Annotated in this window: 5 protein-coding genes; 4 read left to right on the forward strand and 1 reads right to left on the reverse strand. The window is 42.5% G+C overall.

The genetic code is table 11. The annotated features are described in order from the left end of the window. Nucleotides 1-286: 286 nt before the first annotated feature. Nucleotides 287-997, forward strand: a complete 711-nt coding sequence (locus QUA40_RS27340) for a hypothetical protein (protein WP_333131653.1) — start codon at nucleotides 287-289, stop codon at nucleotides 995-997. A 494-nt stretch (nucleotides 998-1,491) separates the two neighbouring features. Here QUA40_RS27340 and QUA40_RS27345 read toward each other — a convergent pair whose 3' ends face one another. After that, on the reverse strand, nucleotides 1,492-2,679 hold the full coding sequence (locus QUA40_RS27345; protein ID WP_333131655.1) for an AAA-like domain-containing protein: 1,188 nt from the start codon (nucleotides 2,677-2,679) through the stop codon (nucleotides 1,492-1,494). 507 nt (nucleotides 2,680-3,186) lie between these two features. On the opposite strand from QUA40_RS27345, the gene QUA40_RS27350 reads away from it, so the two are divergent. From QUA40_RS27350 to QUA40_RS27360, 3 genes are all read left to right on the forward strand, one after another. Further along, the gene (locus QUA40_RS27350; protein WP_333131657.1) at nucleotides 3,187-4,023 is read left to right on the forward strand and encodes a sigma-70 family RNA polymerase sigma factor; all 837 of its coding nucleotides are present in this window, start codon (nucleotides 3,187-3,189) and stop codon (nucleotides 4,021-4,023) included. Between the two features lie 192 nt (nucleotides 4,024-4,215). Then, nucleotides 4,216-5,784 (forward strand): tetratricopeptide repeat protein, encoded by a 1,569-nt coding sequence (locus tag QUA40_RS27355; RefSeq protein WP_333131658.1) that lies wholly within the window; start codon nucleotides 4,216-4,218, stop codon nucleotides 5,782-5,784. A 151-nt stretch (nucleotides 5,785-5,935) separates the two neighbouring features. After that, nucleotides 5,936-6,240 (forward strand): hypothetical protein (locus QUA40_RS27360; RefSeq protein ID WP_333131660.1); only part of this gene is annotated, 305 nt, incomplete at its 3' end.

A 6,240-nucleotide genomic window follows, 5' to 3' on the forward strand; every position in this document is an offset into this window, starting at 1 on the left:
TTAGTGCATTAAAGAGAGCTAAAATGTATGCGTCTCCTGGCACATCTCTTGATGAAATTATTCGTGCTTATTGTGCATGAATAGTGTCTCATACTTATTTGAAATGACTATAAGTAGCAAGTCAAACACTTTTTCGCATAAGTTCTGAGTACATCTTGACCTCGCATAAATTTTGAAATTATGGTACAGTCTTCCGTACCCATCCTGTTTTTAGATATTTTGTTCTAGTTTTAACGTTTTTCATGCTATAATTCTGCGGGAATGTAGCAGAAAGGGGTGCTTTTTGATGAAAGCAGAATTTTATTTTGACTGTCACAAATATATTTGCAGTTTAGTTCAAGTGGATTTTGTCAAAGAATTAAAAATAAAAAATCATCAAGGTTTTGTTTTAGCTGTTAAGCAAGGAGAAAAGATTGGACTTTTGGGGAAAAGCCGCCATAATGCTAAACAAGTTGATGTATCTAAGCCGCATTTTTATAATGTAATTAAAGCGGCAATGAGCGCTTTGGAGTTAGAAACTAAAAATGAGGTGATATTAGAGAGAAATCGAACTATTGCTGATGGCGAAGAAATAATTCAGCAGCAAAACCGAGAAATTCGCGTTTTGAATGAACAGCTTAGAATTCAAACGACTAAGGTTGAAGAATTGTCAAGAGAAAACCAGCAGTTATCAATGCAGCTAGTAGAGAAGGAAATTAGAGAGGCTCAAATTAGTCAAGCCATCGAGGAAGATTTAGCTGTGCAAATTGAGGATTGGGTTGGAGAAGCTGAGATTAGTGAAGCAATCGATGAATTGCCGATTTTAGATTCTGGGTTGGGATTGCATTTGAGAGAAAATCAGCAGGATTTGGAGGTGAGTGAGGAAGCGGAAGAAAGCAGCGGGGGTGCTGTTGAAATTGTGGATTTAGAAGTTGTAGAAAAAGTAGAATTTCCAGTCGAAAGTGAAATCAAGCACCTGCCTAAAAGAGGTTCACAGAGAAAGATGAGAAAGAAATAATGAAAATTTTTAAGGTTTTTTAAGACTCACAGGTTCGATCGTTCGGACTTCAGCCCTTTAATTTTATGCGGACTGAAATCCGAAGGATCGAACCAATATTATATATACTTTATTATTCGTTGCGATCTTGAAAAATTTCTCTAATTTTTGTCCTAAATAGACGCACGGCGGCTCTTTGTCCGATCGCCCTGTTTTGTTCAATAAATCCGGGTACTTCTGCGATCGGCAAAAATGGAAAAGCTAAACTTTGAGCAGCACGATCGTATTTTCCCTCTACAAGCTGATATAGTTCTAAGGTTTGCCCGCGCTAACTCCAAATTTCGGGGACGCCAAGGGAAGAATAGATTGTGGACTTATTTAGAGAATAATTTGTGTAGTCAGACTCTACACCCAAATCCGGCGGGTCTGTTTCTAAGTCAATATTTTTGCTTCTGACTAAAGCTTAATTCTGGATGTATAAACAGGTATCCAGTTCGATTTCTAGAAGCGGATTTTTACCGGATAAGATTAGGATGTAGAGGAGGAATATAGGAAATAATGTAAAGTTTTGTGACAATCTTCCACACTTGTGCTATTTGCCACATTTGTTCCTGGGAGATATCCTGCGCCCAAATATGATATAAAGCCAATCGGATTAAATGGGGATGTCCACCCACAAAATTTATTAGTTTCTCTACATCCTGTATTGGCAAATTCAATCCATGCCGAAGTGCTAAATCTTGCACTTGAGCGCTGGTAAAATCAGGTATTTCAACTGACAACCCTAGGTTAAATGGGGATTGATTGATATTGAGGGGAATATAAACTTCTGTCGAGTGTACTACTACTAACCGAAGTTGCTGCCAGATATTACTACTGCGATCGCCATACTTGGCTTTTTCGTACCAAGCTCGCAGCAGACCAAAAAAGTCAGAGGCAATTTCGGGGTGAGTGAAAAGGCGATCGACATCATCTAAGGCGAGTACCAGCGGTGAATCGATTTGAGCTAATAAATAATTCTCAAAATAATCTGTGGTGTTATAATTGCTACCAAACATCTCATCCCAATAGTCTGCTAGTTTGTTCGGTAGCTTCAAGCTCCGACTCACGCAAGCACAAAACCATTGCAAGAATCGATCCAGATTCGTGAATACTTTTTCATCAGCCAGCTTGAGATTTAACACCACTGTCTGATAGCCCTGTTTTCTCCCCCGTTCCAGAATTCTTGCCATTAAGGAAGTTTTACCCATTAGTTGGGGAGCTTTGATGCGAATTAAGGCACCCGGTTGCAAAATAGCTTCGCAGGCGCGAGATTCAATGGGAGGGCGTTCTACATAAAACGCCGAATCGAGAGGTACTTGACCTCCGGGGAATTCTGGCTTTACATCTACATCATCAGATTCAATTTCTTTAATTTGAGGTTCAATCTGAGTTTCTGGCCAAGAATAATCAGAGGGCTCCAGAATTAGATTAAAAGCCCTGAAATAGCGCTTGAGGGTTTGTTTATCGACGCTAGTAGAGCCATTATTGACGCGGATCAAGGTATCTACAGCTAAGCCAGTGCGATCGCTCAACTTTTCAAGAGTGTATCGGTAGCCACTGTTTTCTTTAAATTCCGCCTCTGATTTCGCTTTCTGAAGTTTGTTCGATCCTTGAGGGGTAAGGATTACACCGCGCCTGCGTCTGTATTTAGGCTGATACATGGGGTTATTCAAGTTCAGGTACCCTACATTTAACTCTTAAATTGTAAAAATAGAGGAAAAGCTTTCAATCCCTCTCGTTTGCACCGGAAATCGTCTGTAATCATACTGTATTAGCCTGGAACTTAAAAAACTAGATAACTTAACAGCCGTTAGTTAAGCTAAACAACCGAAATAAGAGAGTATTTTCCATGATTGTAAGAAATTTTTCTGAATTTTAGCAAGTTTGGCGCATGAGGTGGCTAAATTGGTTACCAAACTAAGACGGGACATTTTGGTTAGACCCTTTTCCCTAAAAAAGAAGTTGATTGTCCTGCAATAGAAAGGTAGCCGCTAAATTTTCCAGCCAATACCACGCCTGCAGGTAGTATTGGGTGGGAATTTGAGGAGGAAAAATCTTTAACTTCGGATCTTAACTGCGAAAACTGCGATTGTTTACAGCGAGGAGAAGAGGCAGACTGGACTTTAAGCTTGTTCAGCCAATGGCTCTCTTAGTGAAGGAACAACTTGATGCTAGACAAAGACAGCTTGACAGAGAATGTAACAACGAATGTAACTATCCACAGATTTCGTTCCCTGATCGCTCAAAAAGCCACAAGTGAGACACAATTAGACGAGCAACTCCTATTAAAACGCCTGTCTCAAGGCGACAAAAGGGCGTTCTGGGAGTTATGGATATGGCATCAAGATTATCTCTACCGTTGCTGTCAAACATGGATGGGAGGCGATCGGGTAGAGGCAGAAGAAGCACTGAGTCGAGCAAGGCACAAAGCCTGGGAAAAAATGCCTTGTTTCGCTGACTCCATTACTTATCCTAAAGCTTGGCTGGCTCGACTAACTCATAATATCTGCATCGATATACATCGAGAACGCAAGAAAGGTGCAAAGGGTGTCGAGAACATTGAAAATATTTCAGAAGATGAGGGAATTGGTGGTAGCAGCGAATCACCCGAAGCTGCCATGCTCCGTCAGGAAACGAGCCACCACATACGCCGTGCTATTAATAGTCTACCTGCCAAACTGCGAGACATTTGCATTTTGCTGTGGTATGAGGAGATGCCTTACCGAGATATTGCCAAAAGATTGGCTCTTTCTGAAAATAATGTGCGTAAACGCATCCAACTGGCACGAGAGATTCTGCAAAAGCAGTTGCACAATTATCGTTTAGGTTTGGATACCACAGAAGTCGAGGAACCGAATTCGGATGAACCGAAAACATCCGGATGTGAAATGCTGAGGGTTGAAGAGTATGTGCAACAGCCAATTGATTATAAGGCAACAACTACTTATCTTGATTCACTGTTACATACGAGATATAGCTCATCCAGCTTTTTGAGTTGGAATTAATTCCGAAGTATTACAGAATAGAGAGCTTTTAAAGTCGGCTTGTAGGGGCGACTTTGGTACGTAGTTGCGCTTTAGCGCTCTTATGAAAACTCAGATAAGAGCGCTAAAGCGCAACAACATACCTTAAAAGGAAAGTGTTACAGACATTGGGGTGCATTTAAAAACCATTAACTATAATAGGTTTACTCCAATATGTCTAGAGTCACTGCTACTTGCCTGGTAAAGCTTAATCAGCCTACCGGGGTGGAAATGAATGCTTATCTAGTTTTAGATGAGAAACTCACAAGGCAAGATATCAAGCTAAAAACATTAACTAAATACGTAGAAAAGTATCCAACTGGATGGAAGAAACGAAAGGAATTAGCCGAACTGCTATATGCAATGGGCAACTGGCAGCAAGCAGTGGAAGAATATCGCCAAGTGCTACAACGCCAACCTCAATTAATTGATGTGAAATTGCTGTTGGGAAAAATATTGCAGTTGATGGGGAAAGAGACAGAAGCAATTGCAGTTTATGAAACGGCTAAAAGTTTATCTGAGAATGAAGCAGTCGGACATCATATTAATGGATTAATTGCAGTGTGTCGCCGTTGTATTCAGCACGCGGCGGTGTCTTTTGAACAAGCAACATTGCTAGAACCAGAGAATACCGCTCACTGGCTGGCTCTGGGATTGATTTATTTGGAAAAAGAAGCTCCCATTGCAGCATTGCAAGCTTTCGATACGGTTTTGCAACTGAATCCGAATGATGTTGTCGCTAATAGTCACAGCTATGATGCGCTGATGATGTTGGGGAACTTTCAGGAAGCCGAACAACGTTTGCAGCGAGTGCTGGAGGTGTTTCCCCAGGATTTGCGGAGTCTCAAACTGCTGGCGGATAGTCGCTGTGGTAAGGGATTAGTTGGGGGTGATGAAGGTAAGCGGACAAAGCAAATGATTCAGACGATGCTGCGAATTGCTCCCAATGCTGCTTATGTTTATGATTCGCTGTCACACTACCACCTGTTTCGAGGCGAGTGGAAAAAAGGGGTGGCTGTTTTGCAGGAGTTTGTTGAGGAGCATCCGCTTAACCTTGGTGGGTGGTATTTCTATGGGCGATGTCTCTTCCGCACCGGGAATTCTATGGCGGCGGCGGAAGCGATGCTGAAGGCATATCGGTTGTATCCCGATGATGGGGAAATTTATCGGGCGCTGTGCGAGATTTTACCAGTGGCGGGGAGAGGAGATGAGCTCACACCTTTGGTGGAACAGATGTTGGTGCGGTTTCCAGAGCGCTGGAGTGTCTGGGCGACGGCGGGACGGGTGCTGGTGGAACATTTTCAAGATATGGAGCGTGGATGTGCGTTATCTGCGCGGGGAATGCAGCTACAGCCGCAGTTAGCGGATGCTTGGTTCCGACATGGGCGGGTGTTGGCGCTGGCGGGGCGACACCGGGAGGCGGTGGAAGTGTTGGAGCAAGGTTGGCATTTGTTATTAGAAGGGGGGGGTTGCTTGCATTCTGTACCTGCAGCGGTGTGGTTGGGTGAGAGTTATGGGGTTCTGGGTGAGGAGGAGAAGTGTCGGGGTTGGTTGGAGAAGGGGTGCGTTGGCGCTCTGGAATTGATGAGTTTTCATCCTTCTGTTGCACATTACTGGTGTGGTAGAGCGTTGTCGGGGTTGGGGGATGTGGGGGGTGCTGTGCAGAGTTATCGAAATGCTTTGAGTGGGCATTTGTTTTATCCGGCTCGCGGGGAGGTTAAGGAAGGTTTGGAAGGTTTGTAAGTTGTTGTTGGGAAGGGTTTTTAGGGTTGAAGGTTTGTTTATTGGGTGTATCTATTTAGGAAAAAAGCTTCTAAATCGAAAAAATCACAAATTATAGGTGCAAGCGTTCTGAAGATGTAGTTATAAAATTTTGATTATTAAGGAGCAAGAGATGGTACTAATCAGGCAAGGGCAAGTTGCAACAGTATCTAACAACGTACCAAAAACATTAAACATCACAAACGTTGATCAAACGAAAAATGGCTCGTGTCAAATAACTGGAAAGGGAATTAGCATAAACTTACAAATTCCAGCAAATAGTACCAAAGGCGCAGATATTAACGGAAATCCAGTGAAAGTTACTAATTCAGGCAAAGCTAATTTAGAGGTTCCTGGTGGCGGGTGTATCTCACTTTTGCGAATGTGTCACAAAAGAGTTAAAATGAAAAACCTAGTAAAATCGTCAAATAAAGATGA

The sequence above is a fragment of the Microcoleus sp. Pol11C3 genome, assembly GCF_036701485.1.
Lineage (GTDB): Bacteria > Cyanobacteriota > Cyanobacteriia > Cyanobacteriales > Microcoleaceae > Microcoleus.